Source organism: Brachybacterium subflavum (genome assembly GCF_009299795.1).
GTDB classification, from domain to species: domain Bacteria; phylum Actinomycetota; class Actinomycetes; order Actinomycetales; family Dermabacteraceae; genus Brachybacterium; species Brachybacterium subflavum.
Genome location: NZ_VIGP01000002.1, coordinates 463,445 through 478,873, shown reverse-complemented (window position 1 = coordinate 478,873; position 15,429 = coordinate 463,445). Strand labels below are relative to the sequence as shown.

Here is a 15,429-nt window from a genome sequence, read left to right as displayed (position 1 = left end):
TCCGATTCTCCTTCGTGAGACTCGGAACGTAACCGAGGGCGCTTCGAGGCGACCGTGCCCGCCGCGCTCAAGCGAGCGCCCGCACCATCACCGCCATGCCCAGCCCCGGCACCTTGAGATCGGCGGCGTCGCCCGCGAAGGGCACCACCTCGCCGGTCTCGACGAAGCCGTGCCGGGCGTACCAGGCCTGCAGCTCCGGGCGGGACTCGAGGACCCGCAGGTGCAGGGAGGCGAGGCCCTCGTCGGCCCGGCGGCGCGCCTGCTCCTCCATGAGTGCGCCGCCCACGCCGCCTGCCTGCACCGTCGGGTCGACGGCGAACAGCCCCAGCTCGGCGCTGTCCTCCTGGCGATCGGTGTAGCAGCAGCCGATGATCGCGCCGTCGCGCTCGGCGACCAGGAGCAGGTGCGTGTCGTCGGCGATCGCCGCGCGCACGTCCTCGGCGTCGGTGCGGGCGCCGCCGACGAGGTGCTCCTCGGTGGTCCAGCCGCCCTGGGTGCGGTAAGCGAGATTGACGACGCGGACGATGTCCTCGACGTCGGCAAGGGTCGCCTCGCGGATCACGGGCGGTGCCGGGCGAGGGGCGGGTGCGGGCGTGGCGGCGGCGGTGGACACGGTGGTCTGGAGCTCCTGCGGGATGCGGTTCGGGAGTGCGTCGGTCGGCTGGCGGTCAGCCGTTGGCAGGCCGATGGTCGGCTGGCGGTTCGTGGCCAGGTTCTATGACGAAAACGGCTGGATCCCGTCATAGATCCTGGTCATGGTCGGGTTCTGCCCGGCGGATTCGGGCCAGCGGGCGCGGCTGGCGGTCGGTGGGTGCGACGCGGGGGCGCGGGCCTCTCACGGCACGATGCCCTCGCGGCGCAGGCCGTGGAGCAGGGCGTTGCCGTCGGGCCCCTGGACCCAGACGACGGGGGAGTCGGCGGGCAGGTCGGGGTGGCGACGGGCGCGCAGGCCGCTGGAGAGCACCTGCTCGGGCTCGGTGAGCTCGCGGATCGCGACGGCGGCGACGTTCTCGGGGTGCGCGCGGGCGAAGGCCGCGTAGATCGCCGGGTCGTGCTGCCCGTCGTCACCGATCAGCAGCCAGCGGGCGCGGGGGAACTGCTCGACCAGTGTCTCCAGGGTGCGCTCCTTGTGGGCGCGGCCGGAGCGGAAGAAGCCGGTGTTCGTGGGCCCCCAGTCGGTGAGCAGCAGCGGGCCGTCGGGGTAGCCGTTCTTGTAGAGGAAGCGCTGGAGCACGGGGAACACGTTCCAGGCGCCGGTGGAGAGGTACACGAACGGGGCGGAGGTGCGGCAGCGCGCGATGCGCTGGTAGAGCATCGCCATGCCGGAGACGGCGCGGCGGGAGGTCTGCGGGATCACGAACGCGTTCCAGAAGGCGAGCAACGGCCGCGGGAGCCAGGTGACCACCACGGTGTCGTCGATGTCGCTGACCACGCCGAACGCCTCGTCGGGGGAGTGGACGTGGACCTCGGCGGTCACGGTGTTCTCGGTCGTGGTCGCGATGCGGGCGATGTGCACGCCGGGCGGCAGGTCCGAGTCGAGCTCGACGTCCACGAGTCCCGAGCGGTCCGAGCGCACCGCGTACTCGCGCCCGTCGAGGTGGATGCGCACGTCCTGGTGCGGCGCGACCTGCGAGATGAAGCTGCGCCAGCCGCGCACCGCCATCGAGCGCATGTCCCACACGGGCTGGTCGTGGTAGTCGGAGGGGGCCGACGGCCGGGCCCACAGCACGCGCGCGATGATCCGCACGCGGCCGGTGGTGCCGAAGCCGGTGAACGGCTTGATCCGCAGCACCCAGCCCACGGTGTCGAGAACGCGGCTGACCGCAGCGTTCTTGACGTTCTCGATCCGCGCCGACCAGTGCGGCTGCAGGCGTGCCTGCTGCGGGCCCGAGGGCTGTGGCGCGGGTGTCACACGCTGCGCGACATCTTGATCCAGGAGGAGCGGGGATCGTCCTCGACGACCTCCCAGCGGTCGCCGGTGTCGGCGAATCCGAGCGCCTCGTAGGTCTTGCGGGCGCCGGTGTTCTCGGGGCCGACGTACAGGGTCACCGTGTCGGCGCCGTCCTCCTTGGCCCAGGAGCAGACGCTCTGGGCGAGCTTCTGGGCGATGCCGCCCTTGCGGGCCTCGGGCGTGACCCACATGGCCTGCAGCTCGCGCTCGTTCTCGGGCGAGTCCGCTTCGTGGCGGCTGGCGACCACGGCGATGGGCTGCTCGTTCTCGACGGCGAGGAACCAGGCGGCGGCCTCGATGCGCTCGCGCCAGGCGGAGTCGTCGTAGGTGCTCTCGTGGTCCCAGGTCTGGCCGAAGGCCTCGGGATCGGTGCTCAGCGAACGAAGCCGGATCTCGCGGACGAGCGACCAGTCGTCCTCGCGTGCACGGATGATGTCGACCATGGTCTCCTCCGGTTCGTGGGTCAGCGTCGGGACGAGCGGTCCCGCGCTCACCCGTCAGGCATCCTACCTGCGCGGGGTGCGAGAACTGGAAGAGTCTCGACCCCAGGATCGCTCCCACCCTGCCATATCCCCGGATGCCCGCGCAGGCGTCATCGTGCTGTCACAATGTCGAGGTGGCTGATTTCCGTGTCCTGACCGTGTGCACGGGGAACATGTGTCGTTCCCCCGCAGCGGCCGTCATCCTGCGCCAGGGTCTGCTCCAGGAGGGCCTGGCCGGGCGCATCGAGGTGGGATCGGCTGGCACCAGCTGGGACTCCGAGGGCATGCCGATGGACGACCGCACCGTGAAGGCGCTGGTGAGCGCGGGCTTCGAAGAGCCCTTCGACCACACCGCGCGCACCGTGCACCAGTCCGAGCTGGTCGAGTGGGACCTGGTGCTCGCCATGACCGCGGAGCACGCGGCGACGATGCGCCGCAAGGTCGATGAGATCCCCGAAGGGCAGCCGCGTCCCGACGTGCTGCTGTGGCGCCAGTTCGACCCCGTCGTCCCCGCGAACGCCCGCGAGGAGGACATGGCGGTCCCGGACCCCTGGTACGAGGGGGAGAAGGCCTTCGACCGCACGGTCCTGGGGATGATCCGAGCGATGCCCTCGCTCGTGCTCTACCTGCGCGTGCAGTTGGATGCCCTGGACAGCGCGAAGAAGCGCGCGGGCACGGGCGAGGGACGGACGCCGACGCACCGCGCCTGACACGTGCTGCGGGTGATCCGACGGGGGTCGCCGCTCGATCCGGCGCGCTCCGCCTGAGGAGGGGCCGACGGCAGGTCGGCTCAGTGCCTGCGGTGGAACAGCTGGCGCAGGCCGGCGCGGGCGCTGTGGGTGCCGCTGCGGCGGCTCAGCCACGAGGCGGTGGTGAATCCTGCGGCGGTCAGGAAGGCGACGCCCAGGGTCGCCACGAACACCTGTCGGATGCGGTTCATCCCGCTCGCGTCCTCGCCGCCGATGGAGCTGAAGAGCTTCACCAGGGGGCCGCCGCCGTCGTCCTCCGTGGTGACGGTGGTGGGGCCGCTCGAGGTGGTGTCGTCGTCGTCCATGGTCGCGGCGGCCTCGGTGGTGTCGCTCTGCTGATCGGACACCGGCTGGTCGGAGGTCTCCTGCGGCGTGTCCGAGGTCTTCTTGTCCTCGTCCTTGGCCTTCTCCGACTCCTCGTCCTTCGTCGGCTTCTCGGCGGTGTCCTTCTTCTCCGGCTTCTCGGAGGTCTTGGTGTCGTCCGACGGCGCGCTCAGCTCGATCTCCTTCGAGCGATCGCGCGTGCTCGTTGCCGGGGGGACCTCGGACGTGGTGGAGGGGCTACGCGAGCCGCTGTCCGACGGAGTGGTCGACGTTGTCGTTGTGGAGGACGAGCTGCTTGAAGTGGACGACGAGCTGGATGAAGACGAGCTGCTGGAGGACGAAGAGTCCGAGGAAGACTCACTCGGATTCTCAGCGGTAGGGGCCTCAGGATCAGGGGCCGTGGCAGTCGGATCGTCGGGCTTGTGGTCCTCTGAGTCGTCGTTGTCGTGGTCGGCGGCCGTCACGGTGAGCGGGGCGCTCTCCGTGATCTTCCCGCTGGCGGTCTTTGCGGTGACGATGTACTTGCCATCTGGGTCAGTGTCTGCAGGGATCTCGATGTCGCTGGTGAACGCCCCATTCTTGACATCCGGCTCCGCCGGATCGCCGATCCGCTTTTTGGGGTTGTCGGTCTTGTTCACCTGCACAGTCACTTGGTCCTCTGTAGGGAACCCCGAGCCCGTGATGTGGGCTTCACGGCCTGCCTCGACTGTCTCCACCTTGATCGAATGCTTGGCCACGACCGTCAGAGTGTCGCTCGCCTCTTGGCCCTTTCCATCGGTTGCTTCGATCTTGTAGGGGCCAGCTGCGGTCGATGGATCGACCTGGAGCGTGACGTGCAGGCAACCGTCCTTGTCAACGGTCAAACCTTGCTGTGGCTCGGCTGTCACACCTTCGGGTGTGTTCAGCGAGACCTCAGTCCCCGGCGTGAACCCCTTGAGCGATAGCCCGGTCGTCCTCTTCCGGTTGAGATCGAGTCTGGATGGGTCCAGCGTCGCGCTCTGAGGGCCTGTACTTTCCGCGGGAGTCTTACTGTCACCGGTGTTTCGTGACTGCGCCGTGTCCGTCGGGGCTGGGGCAGGGTCGGAGGCCGACTGGCCGTCTCCCTTGTCGGGGCGCGGGTCTGTTTCCGAGTCGTTCAACTTGTCCTCGCTGGACTCAGAGCCATCGGTTGTCTGAGTGTCCGAAGACTGCTTGCCGTTCTCGCTGCCGCCGTCGTCGCCGTTGTCGCTGGCATCACTGCTCGTACCAGCCGTCACGACGGCCCTCTGACTGTCGGCGCCTTCGAGCGGCGCTGCGACGGCAGGCGCGACCCCCACACCGAGGGCGGCGAGTGCGACGACTGAGGCGGCGCGCAGATGGATGGCGCGGACAGGGCGCCGTGCATCGTGTGCACTGCGTGCGGGTGTCGTGCGTCGCATGCGCCTCCTCTCCTCGCGTCACTCTGTGCGGCTCGCCGGTCGACGATCCGTCTTCGGATGGGGTTCCCACGTGGTGTGGGTCATTGCTCTGCGGAACGATACATGGCGAGGGCGAAGTCTGGGGCTTGCGTCGTCTTTGCAGGTCAGCAATGTTCGTGCCAACCAGGCGGGCGGTTTCGGGGGGTATGTGCGGGGAAGCTCCGTGTGCCCTTTGCCGACTCGTTACTGTTCCTTGGCCAACTACCACCCTGCCTCTTTCCCGGCGATCGCGCAATGGCGGTGTGCACGAGCGCTCATCGCGGGGAACGCCCTGGGAAGCGCATCCGAGCACCGGGGGAACCCCGGGGGAAGCAGGATGCGCAGTGACCTCCGGCCCCGCAGGCGGAGGGCGGAAGTTGAAGACTCTACGGTAACCGCATCCCGTTCCCGCGCGCACGCGCGTGAGACCAGTGCGCGAGCGGCCCCACACCGAGCAGCGCCCGCCGCACACCGAGCAGCGCCCGCCCCACGTACGCGGGGCGGGCGCTGCAGGTGCTCCGTCGGGCCGCAGTCGGGCCCACGGCCGACCCGCGTCGGCCCGGAGTCAGTCCTCCAGAGCGGTGTCGACGACCTGCTTCGCGGCCTCCTGGACCTCGGCGAGGTGGTCCTCGCCGCGGAAGGATTCGGCGTAGATCTTGTACACGTCCTCCGTGCCCGAGGGCCGCGCGGCGAACCACGAGCTCTCGGTGGAGACCTTGAGGCCGCCGATCGCGGAGCCGTCGGGCGCGACCGTCATCTTGTCGGTGATGGTCTCGCCGGCGAGGTCGGTCGCGCTCACCGCGTCGGGCGTGAGGCTCTTGAGCTTCGCCTTCTGCTCGCGGTTCGCCGGGGCGTCGATGCGGGCGTAGGCGCTCGCACCGAACTCCTCGACGAGCTCGCCGTGCAGCTGGCTCGGGGTCTTCCCGGTGACGGCGAGGATCTCCGAGGCCAGCAGCGCCAGGATGATGCCGTCCTTGTCCGTCGTCCACACGCTGCCGTCGCGCCGCAGGAACGACGCGCCCGCGCTCTCCTCGCCGCCGAAGCCCACCGAGGAGTCGATCAGGCCGGGCACGAAGTACTTGAAGCCCACGGGCACCTCGAACAGGTCCCGTCCCAGCGACGCCGTCACCTTGTCGATGAGCGAGGAGGAGACGATCGTCTTGCCGACCTTCGCGCCCGCCGGCCAGTCCGGCCGATGGGAGAAGAGGTAGCGGATCGCGACCGCGAGGTAGTGGTTGGGGTTCATCAGGCCGCCGTCGGGCGTGACGATGCCGTGACGATCGGAGTCCGCGTCGTTGCCGGTGGCGATGTCGTAGCGGTCCTTGACCTCGAGCAGCGAGGCCATCGCCCACGGGCTCGAGCAGTCCATGCGGATCTTGCCGTCCCGGTCCAGCGTCATGAACGACCACTGCGGGTCGACGTTCGGGTTCACCACGTCGAGGTTCAGGTCGTGCATCTCGGCGATCATCGCCCAGTAGTCCACCGAGGCGCCGCCCAGCGGGTCCGCGCCGATGTGCACGCCCGCGCTGCGGATCGCATCGAGGTCCACCACGCTGGGCAGGTCGTCGATGTAGTTCTTGAGGTAGTCGTAGCGCTCGGCGCGGGCGTGGGCCTGCTGGCGCTCGATCCGGCGCACACCGCTCAGGCCGCTCGTCAGCAGCTCGTTCGCGCGGTCGGCGATCCAGCCGGTCGCGTCCGAGCCAGCCGGTCCGCCGTGCGGCGGGTTGTACTTGAAGCCGCCGTCGCGCGGCGGGTTGTGGCTGGGGGTGACGACGATGCCGTCGGCCCGGGTCGCGTCGTTCCCGCCCTTGCCGCGGTTGTGCACGAGGATCGCGTGCGAGACCGCGGGGGTGGGCGTGTAGGCATCGCGCGAGTCGATGAGCACGGTGACGTCGTTGCCGCCGAGCACCTCGAGCGCGGTGTCGAAGGCCGGGGTGGACAGCGCGTGCGTGTCCCGGCCGATGAACAGCGGGCCGCGGATCCCCTGCGCGGCCCGGTACTCCACGATCGCCTGCGTCGTCGCCGCGATGTGGTCCTCGTTGAACGCCGTGTCCAGCGACGAGCCGCGATGGCCCGAGGTGCCGAACACGACCGCCTGATCGGGATCGCTCGCATCCGGATGCAGGTCGTAGTAGGCGTCCAGGAGCTCCGCGACGTCGACAAGATCCTCCGGGCGGGCCTTCTGACCTGCTCGCTCATGCTGCGCCATGATCATCTCTCCCTCGATTGGTCCGATCGGTCCACTCTAGGAAGCGCGGCTGGGCTCCGCGGCCCGGGGCCCGGTGCGTGAGATGGGGCCTGTCCACGATCCCGGAAGGCTCCGGGAGGGCCCCGGAGGGTTCCGGGACGGATTCGGACGGTGCCCGGGAGGAGCCGTGGTCACCGCAGCAGGCGGTCCATCCGACGGTCGCTCAGACGCCGACCACCGGTCTGGCACGTGGGGCAGTACTGCAGGGAGCGCTCGGCGAAGGAGACCTCCGCGATCCTCGTCCCGCACGCGGGGCAGTCCTCCCCGGCCCTGCCGTGCACGCGCAGCAGCGACGTCTTCGCCCTCTTGATGCGGTCCAGCGGCAGGTCCCGAAGGCCCTCCGCGGCGCGATCCAGCACCTCGCGCAGGGCCGCGTGCAGACGCTCGGCGGCCTCGCGGTCCAGACCGTCGGCCGCGGCGAAGGGGGAGAGGCGCGCGGTGTGGAGGACCTCGTCGGACCAGGCGTTGCCGACGCCGGCCATCAGGGTCTGGTCGGTGAGCACGGTCTTCAGGTGCGCGTGGGTGCCGGCGCAGATATCCGCGAACGCGGCCTCGTCGAGCGCATCCGCCTCCGGTCCCAGGCGGGCCAGGGTCTCCAGCTCCTCCGGGGCCGTGGTGGCCCACAGCGCGACGGCCTTGCGGGTGCCCTGCTCGGTGACGTCCAGAGCGGAGCCGTCGTCCCACACCATGCGCACGGCGAGAGGACCCTTGCGCGGCCCCGACGCACCCGCGGGAGCCTGCGCATGGTGCCGCAGCCAGCCCGCGCGCGCCAGATGCATGACCAGCACGGTCCCCTCGAGATCCAGCAGGAGGTGCTTGCCGCGGCGGCCGACTCCCGTGAGCTCGCGGCCCGTGAGATCGGCCAGCGGCGGGTCCGCCGTCTTCAGCACGCTGATGGCGGCGACGTCCGCGCCGTGCAGACGACGAGACGTGAGGAGTCGGTCGATCTGCGCGACGGCGGCGTCGAGCTCGGGCAGTTCCGGCATGCCCCCAGTATGGGGCGACGGGGACGTGGGAGAGCGGGGCTACGCGCGTGCTGAGGGGGTGGGCGCGGCGGAGCCCGTCGGAGCGGCGGAGATCCGCCAGGGACCCGTGCGTCCTCGGGCGAACAGCGCGACGCCGAGCATCATCACCACCAGGAAGGCGATGCCGACGCCCCCGCCCTCCAGGCCGAACCCTCCGCCCGTCAGCCACGACGGGCCCGCGAGCGGCTGGCGCATGAGGCCGTCCTGGAGGGCGAAGCCGCTGTCGGTGAAGCCGAGGGCGACCACCGCCGTATTCCACAGCCAGCGCTGGCCGAATCCCCACCAGATGCGGCCCGTCCGCCAGCGCGCAAGACCCGTGAGCAGATTCGTGATGATCGCGCCCGCCACCGGCAGCACGCCCGTGTGCGGCGCGAAGGCGTAGGCGCCCGCGACCGCCGCCGCCGTGATCACCCAGGCGCCCGAGCGCCCGATCAGCACGCCGAGCCCCGTCATCAGCAGCGCGCGGAACGCGATCTCCTCGAGCAGGAACAGCACCAGGAAGTACACCGCGATCCCCGCCGCGGACGCCCAGCCCCCGATCCACTCGGGGCCGTCCACGAGGCCGCTGAGATCCATGACCCCGATGAGCACCAGCACGAAGGGCAGCGAGAAGCCGCAGCCGGCGAGGAACTCCGTCACGGCGCCGTGGCGGAGGGAGAGGCCGAGGGTCGTGCGCCCGCGCCGAGAGGCCAGCGCCCCGATGATGCCGAGGACGAGCGCGGGGATCAGCAGGCATGCGGTCCAGAGATCCTGAGTCGACATCATCGGGCTCATCTCTTCCTAGAGGGGTTCGGCCCTCTCCTGGGTGCGTGGGGTGCGGGAGACGTGCACCGTCCCGCGCGGGCCGCGCAGGCCGACCACGACGACGACGCCCGCGAGCACGTGCATCGCCAGCAGCGCCAGCAGGATGGGACCGGAAGCGCCCATCACCACCGGCCCGAGCAGGGACAGCACGAGCACCACGACCGTGATGATCGTCCAGATCAGCGGCCCGCGGGGCGAGGGCTCGAAGGCGATGCGCAGCACCCAGGCGAGGATCCCGGGCACGAGCACCGCGGGGATGATCGCGCCGGGGCTGATGGACCAGCCGCCGGCGTGCAGGTCGAGCCCGGCGATCGGGGTCGCGACCACCCACACCAGGATCGCCGCGAGCACCGCGAGCACGAGCGTCGCGACCGCCCGCGAGGCGCGCGGCGTGTCCACGGGCCCGCGCCGCGAGCCGGTGGACCGGGAGGCCTCGCGCGATGCCGCCCTGCGAGAGGGTGCGATCCTGCGGGAGGACGCGTTCGCGCCGTCGGCGGTGGATGAGGAAGCACCGGAGCGGGAAGCACCGGACCGACGGGAGTCGCTGGCCCGGGAGGCGCCGGAGCGGGAGGCGCCCGACGTGCCGGCGGAACGGGACGCGTCATGCCGGGAGGCGGTGCGCTGGGGCGCCTGGGGTCGGGAGCCGGTGGGGCTGGACGACTCATGGGCCTCGCGAGGATCCCCGGACCCGCTCGGATCGCGGGAACCCTGCGCTGCGGCGTCGTCCGGGCGGGGCGCGCCCGGCCAGGACGAGCGCGGCCGGGGCTCGACGGGCGGGATCCCTCCGGGCCATGACGACTCCGGCTGATGCCGGTTCGCGTCGGAGGCGTCGGGCGCGGGCGAGGCGGGCTGCGAGGACGGCATGCGCATCATGCCCGACGCGTGCGCACCATCAGCACGATCCCCACGATCGTGAGGACCAGGCCGATCAGCCCGATGAACAGCCCCAGCACGATGCCGCCGAAGAACGGCACCACGAAGCCCCACACGTTGATCGGGCCCACGTACATCGCGTCGGCCGAGCTCGTGCCGGTGCAGGAGACGGTCACCGTCGTGTCCGAGGTCGCCAGGATCCCCGAGCGCTGCTCGTAGGAGGTGCCGTTGGGGAAGGTGACGGACTGGCCGCCGCCGGTGTCCGTCTGCACGGAGGAGTCCCCGGGGCTCGACGACGTGCACTCGGCGGTCCCCGAGTCGTCGCTCGGCACGTACACGAGGATCATGTCGAACTCGTCCAGCGGGACCTCGGCCTTGCCGTCGGTGATGGCGTTGCCGTCCGCGTCGATCGCCGAGACCACGTTCCGCACGCTGATGATCGGGCCGATGATCGCCAGGGCGAGCGCGATGACGATGAGCACGATGCCCAGGATGAGCGGAAGCTTCCCGCGACGGCGCGTCGGCGCGGCCGCTCCCGCAGGGCCCGTCGGCCCGCCGGACGCCGCAGGCCCGTACGCCGGACCCGAGGGGCCAGCCGGACCGCCCGCGGAGCCCGCCGGACCACCGGCGGAGCCGCGCTGACCCTTCGGAGGGAGCACGTAGCCCGTCGGACCCGACGGAGCCGAGGCGCCTGCCGGGCCGCTCGCATCGGCGGACGGCGCGCCGGGGGACGTGCCTGCGGAGGACGCGCCACCGGTCGTGCCCGCGGACGGCGCACCGGGCGCCGACTGGCCGTACGTCGGGCGCCCACTGTCGGCCGAGGGACCATCGGACCCGTTCGGGGTCGGACCGGGCAGGCCGTAGCTGGGGCGAGATCGTGCGGCGGGGCGCTCGTCGGGCGAGGGCATCTGACCTCCTGTGAGGCGACGTCGGGTCGGGACAGGATAACGAGGCCTCCCGAACATCGGCAGGGTGCGCGCGGGGACGCGGAGTCTCAGGTGAGGCGGTGCACCAGCAGCGTGCACATCGCGCCCAGCCCCAGGCACGCGATCGGCGTCGCGACCCAGATGCCCAGGATCCCGCCGAACAGCTTCCAGCGGATCTGGCGCGGGCCCAGTGCGAGGCCGGAGCCGACCACGCTCGAGGTCAGCGACTGCGAGGTCGAGAAGGAAGTGCCGGTGCCGCTCGCGCCCACGAGCACCACGATCGCGGCGACCGCCTCGGCGGCGAAGCCCTGGACCGTCGCCAGGTTCGTCAGACGGCGCGCGAGCGTGCGGATGATGCGATGCCCGCCCACCAGCGTCCCGAGCGCGAGGGCGAGCGAGACGGCGACCATCGCGGAGAGCGCGGCAGGGGTGTCCGCCATGTCGATGCCCTGGTAGGAGGCCGCAAGCACGATCAGCGCCATCGAGATCCGCGAGTCGGAGAAGCCGTGGGCGGTAGCGACGGCACCGGCGGAGAGGGTCTGCAGGAACTGCAGGGTCCCGATGCTGATGCGGTCCTCCGCTCCCAGGCGGCGGATCCCGCGGGCGAGCCCGTAGGAGGCGACACCGCTGACCACCGGCGCGACCACCAGGGGCAGAACGATCAGCGCGAGCGCCGCGAGCCAGGGCACCGGCAGTCCCATCGCGAGAGCCGCGCCGGCGGCCGCGCCGAGCATCGCCTGCCAGGTCGAGGAGGGGATTCCGAGCGCCCACGTGAGAACCGACCAGCAGATCACGGCGAGCGCCACGCCCACGAGCATCGGCGGCACCAGCGGGTCGCCGTGGACGTCTCCGTGGGTGAGGGACTCCAGGCCCGCGAGGTCCAGCGCCCACCGGGTCCCGGTCAGGGACATGCCGAGCCCCAGCAGGGAGCCCAGCAGGTTGAGGACCGCGGCGAGGACCAGGGCCGCGCGCTCGGACATCGCGCGCGTGGCGATCGTGGTGGAGACCGCGTTCGAGGCGTCGTGCAGGCCGTTCACGTAGGCCATGGCCAGGGCCAGGCACACCGCCGCGACGAAGAAGGGCGAGAGCATCGGCGGGCCTACGGTGCCTTGACGCGCAGAAGGTCCGCCGTGCGTCCCAGCTCGTCCAGCAGCCGCAGGCTCGCCTCGACGCTCTCGACCTGGTCGCGCTCGCGCAGCAGATCCGCCGCCGCGCCGCCGCGCGCGTAGACCTCGGTGCGGGCGCGCAGGGCCAGGCCGTCGCCGTGGCGGCGCAGGCGCCGCATCTCCTGCGCGTACCCCTCGAGCTCCTTGACCGCCTGCAGCTTCCAGACCGCCTCGACCGTCAGCTCGCAGCCCCGCTCGATGAGCTGCGCGGCCTCCAGCAGCACGTCGGGCACGGCCGTGGCGCCCCGTGACGCCGAGAGCTCCGCGGTGCGCTCGAGGGAGTACATGAGGTCGGACATGGTCAGCGCGAGGTCGTGGAGGGCGTCGGCCTCGAAGGGGGTGATCAGCGAGTCCGCCAGACGGTTCGCGATCCGGTGCGAGAGCTGCGAGGAGTCGCTCGCCAGCTCGTGCAGGCGCGGGGCGCTGCGGGCCCGGTCGCGCGGGGACTGGCCGAGGGTGCGCGAGTGGATCTCCGCCCCGGCGACCAGCACCTGCGCGAGATCGTTGAAGAGGTCGTGCAGGGAGCTCTCGAAGCGACGGGAGAACAAGCGGAACGCCACGACGTCTCCTCGCAAGGGCGGGTCGGCACGGATGCGGGCGGGGGCGAAGACGCCACCCGCCCGGAGCTGAGGCGCGCCGGACCGGGTGCGCCTGACGGCGCGAAGGCCGCTCGAAGCGGCGAATGTTGGAGCCCGGGGCAACCGCGGCCCGACGCGCGTCCCATCGTAGGACATCGGCAACCCGCGACGCATCACGGGTCTCAGGGATGTGGGGATCGAGACGGACGGGCCGGATACGGGAATGCGGCCGAGGGCGGCCGGGGCCTGGGTTGGCGTCAGGCGGGGACGCCGACGTCGGGCGGGCCGAGCCCGGCGTCAGCTCAGGGTGCCGGCCTCCGCCATGCGCGCGGCCTCGGTGAGCTCCTCGCCGGTGGAGAGCAGACGGGACGCCTGCGTCGTCATCGCGTGCTGCTGCTCGGAGGTCTGTTCGCGGTCGGCCAGGTGCGCGGTGCCGTGGGCGCACAGCACCGCGACCGCCCCGGCGCGGCCCAGCGCGATCGGCAGGTCGCCCGTGAAGGCGCCGCGCAGGATCTCGTCGAGCGTGGCGCGGACCTGGTCGATGTCCGGCGGCTCCGCGACACCCGCGAGATAGCGCAGACCGGGGATCGTGTGCGTCCCCTCGCGGTAGCGGCGCACCACGTCGTGGGCGTTGCGCCGCGCCCATGTGTGCAGCACGTACAGGCGCCACAGCGCGCCGGGCAGGGTCTGCGCCGGGGAGCCGGACCACAGCGAGGCGAGATCGTCCAGGCCCTCGGTCTCCACCAGGTGCAGCACCCGCTCGACGACCGCCGGGTCGGTGCTGCGATACACCCCGTCCAGCAGCGCGCGGGCGCTCTCGTGGCCGAGGTCCGTCGCGAGCTGCGGATCGGGCGCGCCCGGGATCTCCGCCGCGCGCGCCGCGAACAGCGGAGCGGGGCGGCGGAAGCGGGGTGAGGGCGTCGAAGACATGTCTCCAGGGTAGGCCCGGGCGCCGGCCGTGACGCGGCCGTCGCCTACGCTGTCGCTCATGGAAGCGCTGATGATGACGCTCGGGTCGGGCTGGGTGAGCGGCCTGCGCCCGTACCTCATGCTGTTCCTGCTCGGCATGAGCGGACGGTTCCTGGGCATCGACGACATCCCTCAGGTCCTGCAGCGGCCCGACGTCCTGGTCATCACCGCCGTGCTGCTGCTCGTCGACTTCGCGGCGGACAAGATCGCCTTCCTCGACTCGTTCTGGGACGTGGTCCACACCGTCGTGCGGCCCGTCGCGGGCGGCGCCATCGGCTACCTGCTGGGCGGCGAGACCGACACGAACCACGCGGTCGTGCTCGCGATCATCGGCGTCCTCGCGTCCCTCGGCGCCCACGGCGCGAAGGCCGCGACGCGCGCTGTCGTGAACACCTCGCCCGAGCCCGTCTCGAACGTCGCGGTCTCCGGCACCGAGGACGTCGCCGCGCTCGTGGTCGGCGTGCTCGCGGTCGCCCTGCCCGTCGTCGCCGGCGTGATCGCCGTGATCGCGCTGCTGGCCGGCGGGTACCTCATCTACCGCGCGCTGCGGATCTGGTCGCGGGTGCGCGCTCGCCGACGGGCGCGGGAGGCCACAGCGCCGGGCGTCGGCTGAGGACGTGTATCGACGCACAGGCGGGCGCAGGCGGGCAGGGACTGTCGCGTTCGTCCGAGAGGCCGCGACCTCCCGAGGGGCATGATCGACACATGGGATCCACCAACTACGTCGACACCTTCATCCAAGTGGCGGAGGACTGCCCGGCCGCGACGGCCGAGCAGTCGCCCCTGGGCAACGGCTCCCCGACCATCGCGGCGCTCCAGTTCGCCCTGATCTCCGGGCACCCCTACGAGTTCACCAGCGACGACGTCCTGTTCGACGTCCACGCCGCCCGACGCTCACTCGACGCGGGGGAGCGACCCGCGGCGCGTGAGGCGTTCTTCGCGAGGTCGCAGGCCTGCCTGCGTGCCTCACCGCTGCCCAAGAAGTACGGATGGGGCATCCACCACGACGCCGAGGGCCGTGTCGCCCTCGTGCCGGTCGGCTCCGCGCAGTACCAGGCGCTGGCTTCAGATCCGCACGTGCAGCAGCGCAGGGCGATGCGCTCCCGGCGCGGGTGAGGGCCTCACGCGCGTGAGGCTCAGGCGCGCGTGAGGGTCATCGCCCGCCGCTCTCCCCGCGTTCCCAGAGATCGGCGATCGCGGACTCGACCTCGGTGAGCGCGATCGGCGAGGCGGAGAGCACGCCGTCGTCGGTGAACGGCAGGTGGCCCGCCTGCCAGGAGCCGTCGCCCTCGACGTGCAGCATGAGCGGCGTCGTCGAGTCCGGGTCGGCGATGTCGGTGCGGCGCAGGCTGACGGTGTGCCCGGCGCCCCGGCGCAGGAACGTCGTGGCGACCCGGGCGACGGCCTTCGGCACATCGCCCGCCGAGCGCCCGTCGGCCCCGCTCAGCGACGTGACCTGGAAGGAGTCCAGGTCGTCCTGCGTGAGCATGAGGACGCTGCCGCCCGCCTTCACGACGAAGGCCGCGCGCATGCCCGCGTCCTGCGCGAGGGCGATCCCGAGCCAGCGGTCGGCCGTGGTGAGGGTGGTCGCCACGAGCTCGCCCTGCGGGCCCAGCACCCATTCGCCGCCGCGGCGCACGAGCATCCCGCGGGCCCGCAGCCCCGCATTGACCGCCGCGGTCACGTGCTCGGTCGCCGGCCCGGAGCCCGGCACGCCCGGGATGCCGAGCTGGTCGCGCGTGATCTCCGCCGACCTCGTGTCGCTCAGCGTGAGCATGTTGTCGATCTCGTAGGCGGTGAAGATCGTCGGCGCGGTCGGGTTCTCCGTGGCCGAGGCGGCCTGCTGGTCCTGGGTCATGGGGTCGAGCATGGCAGAGCTCCCTGGGGTCTTCGGGCGT

The 15,429-nt window shown here is 71.8% G+C and carries 16 protein-coding genes; 3 read left to right on the top strand and 13 right to left on the bottom strand.

Annotation, left to right across the window (positions count from 1 at the left end):
• Positions 1-67: 67 nt before the first annotated feature.
• From FHG10_RS05940 to FHG10_RS05930, 3 genes are all read right to left on the bottom strand, one after another.
• Positions 68-613 (bottom strand): GNAT family N-acetyltransferase, encoded by a 546-nt coding sequence (locus FHG10_RS05940; RefSeq protein WP_227488064.1) that lies wholly within the window; start codon positions 611-613, stop codon positions 68-70.
• 222 nt (positions 614-835) lie between these two features.
• Positions 836-1,912, bottom strand: a complete 1,077-nt coding sequence (locus FHG10_RS05935) for an App1 family protein (RefSeq protein ID WP_152352387.1) — start codon at positions 1,910-1,912, stop codon at positions 836-838.
• Complete coding sequence (locus FHG10_RS05930) at positions 1,909-2,445, bottom strand: GNAT family N-acetyltransferase (protein WP_227488063.1); 537 nt, start codon at positions 2,443-2,445, stop codon at positions 1,909-1,911. The genes FHG10_RS05935 and FHG10_RS05930 overlap by 4 nt, the downstream gene beginning before the upstream one ends.
• A gap of 122 nt (positions 2,446-2,567) precedes the next feature.
• Between FHG10_RS05930 and FHG10_RS05925 the strand changes: the two genes are divergently transcribed.
• Entirely contained in the window at positions 2,568-3,143 is a 576-nt protein-coding gene (locus tag FHG10_RS05925; protein WP_152352386.1) for an arsenate reductase/protein-tyrosine-phosphatase family protein, read from the top strand.
• A gap of 80 nt (positions 3,144-3,223) precedes the next feature.
• On the opposite strand, the gene FHG10_RS05920 is transcribed toward FHG10_RS05925, so the two are convergent.
• The 9 genes from FHG10_RS05920 to FHG10_RS05880 form a co-directional block, all read right to left on the bottom strand.
• On the bottom strand, positions 3,224-4,924 hold the full coding sequence (locus tag FHG10_RS05920; RefSeq protein WP_152352385.1) for a hypothetical protein: 1,701 nt from the start codon (positions 4,922-4,924) through the stop codon (positions 3,224-3,226).
• A gap of 583 nt (positions 4,925-5,507) precedes the next feature.
• A complete protein-coding gene (gene pgm / locus FHG10_RS05915; RefSeq protein WP_152352384.1) occupies positions 5,508-7,151 on the bottom strand; it encodes a phosphoglucomutase (alpha-D-glucose-1,6-bisphosphate-dependent) in 1,644 nt (547 codons plus the stop codon).
• 170 nt (positions 7,152-7,321) lie between these two features.
• Positions 7,322-8,176, bottom strand: a complete 855-nt coding sequence (locus FHG10_RS05910; protein WP_152352383.1) for an Fpg/Nei family DNA glycosylase — start codon at positions 8,174-8,176, stop codon at positions 7,322-7,324.
• Between the two features lie 39 nt (positions 8,177-8,215).
• The gene (locus FHG10_RS05905; protein WP_193636206.1) at positions 8,216-8,977 is read right to left on the bottom strand and encodes a CPBP family glutamic-type intramembrane protease; all 762 of its coding nucleotides are present in this window, start codon (positions 8,975-8,977) and stop codon (positions 8,216-8,218) included.
• 18 nt (positions 8,978-8,995) lie between these two features.
• Positions 8,996-9,418 carry a DUF6069 family protein gene (locus tag FHG10_RS05900; protein ID WP_152352381.1) on the bottom strand — a complete coding sequence of 141 codons (423 nt, stop codon included), beginning with the start codon at positions 9,416-9,418 and terminating at the stop codon, positions 8,996-8,998.
• A gap of 470 nt (positions 9,419-9,888) precedes the next feature.
• Complete coding sequence (locus FHG10_RS05895) at positions 9,889-10,374, bottom strand: hypothetical protein (protein WP_152352380.1); 486 nt, start codon at positions 10,372-10,374, stop codon at positions 9,889-9,891.
• A 512-nt stretch (positions 10,375-10,886) separates the two neighbouring features.
• On the bottom strand, positions 10,887-11,909 hold the full coding sequence (locus tag FHG10_RS05890; protein ID WP_152352379.1) for an inorganic phosphate transporter: 1,023 nt from the start codon (positions 11,907-11,909) through the stop codon (positions 10,887-10,889).
• Positions 11,910-11,917: 8 nt separating this feature from the next.
• Complete coding sequence (locus FHG10_RS05885) at positions 11,918-12,544, bottom strand: DUF47 domain-containing protein (protein WP_152352378.1); 627 nt, start codon at positions 12,542-12,544, stop codon at positions 11,918-11,920.
• Between the two features lie 315 nt (positions 12,545-12,859).
• Entirely contained in the window at positions 12,860-13,492 is a 633-nt protein-coding gene (locus tag FHG10_RS05880) for a hypothetical protein (protein WP_152352377.1), read from the bottom strand.
• A 58-nt stretch (positions 13,493-13,550) separates the two neighbouring features.
• On the opposite strand from FHG10_RS05880, the gene FHG10_RS05875 reads away from it, so the two are divergent.
• Entirely contained in the window at positions 13,551-14,144 is a 594-nt protein-coding gene (locus tag FHG10_RS05875) for a DUF4126 domain-containing protein (RefSeq protein WP_152352376.1), read from the top strand.
• A gap of 92 nt (positions 14,145-14,236) precedes the next feature.
• Entirely contained in the window at positions 14,237-14,647 is a 411-nt protein-coding gene (locus FHG10_RS05870; RefSeq protein WP_152352375.1) for a DUF6157 family protein, read from the top strand.
• A 37-nt stretch (positions 14,648-14,684) separates the two neighbouring features.
• On the opposite strand, the gene FHG10_RS05865 is transcribed toward FHG10_RS05870, so the two are convergent.
• Positions 14,685-15,401, bottom strand: a complete 717-nt coding sequence (locus FHG10_RS05865; RefSeq protein ID WP_227488062.1) for a hypothetical protein — start codon at positions 15,399-15,401, stop codon at positions 14,685-14,687.
• Between the last annotated feature and the right edge of the window lie 28 nt (positions 15,402-15,429).

Bases quoted from the DNA above. Each gene is read 5' to 3' on its own strand.
- FHG10_RS05920 (WP_152352385.1), bottom strand. From the start codon at position 4,924: ATGCGACGCACGACACCCGCACGCAGTGCACACGATGCACGGCGCCCT.
- pgm (WP_152352384.1), bottom strand. From the start codon at position 7,151: ATGGCGCAGCATGAGCGAGCAGGTCAGAAGGCCCGCCCGGAGGATCTT.
- FHG10_RS05890 (WP_152352379.1), bottom strand. From the start codon at position 11,909: ATGCTCTCGCCCTTCTTCGTCGCGGCGGTGTGCCTGGCCCTGGCCATG.
- FHG10_RS05905 (WP_193636206.1), bottom strand. From the start codon at position 8,977: ATGTCGACTCAGGATCTCTGGACCGCATGCCTGCTGATCCCCGCGCTC.
- FHG10_RS05870 (WP_152352375.1), top strand. From the start codon at position 14,237: ATGGGATCCACCAACTACGTCGACACCTTCATCCAAGTGGCGGAGGAC.
- FHG10_RS05910 (WP_152352383.1), bottom strand. From the start codon at position 8,176: ATGCCGGAACTGCCCGAGCTCGACGCCGCCGTCGCGCAGATCGACCGA.
- FHG10_RS05865 (WP_227488062.1), bottom strand. From the start codon at position 15,401: ATGCTCGACCCCATGACCCAGGACCAGCAGGCCGCCTCGGCCACGGAG.
- FHG10_RS05880 (WP_152352377.1), bottom strand. From the start codon at position 13,492: ATGTCTTCGACGCCCTCACCCCGCTTCCGCCGCCCCGCTCCGCTGTTC.
- FHG10_RS05875 (WP_152352376.1), top strand. From the start codon at position 13,551: ATGGAAGCGCTGATGATGACGCTCGGGTCGGGCTGGGTGAGCGGCCTG.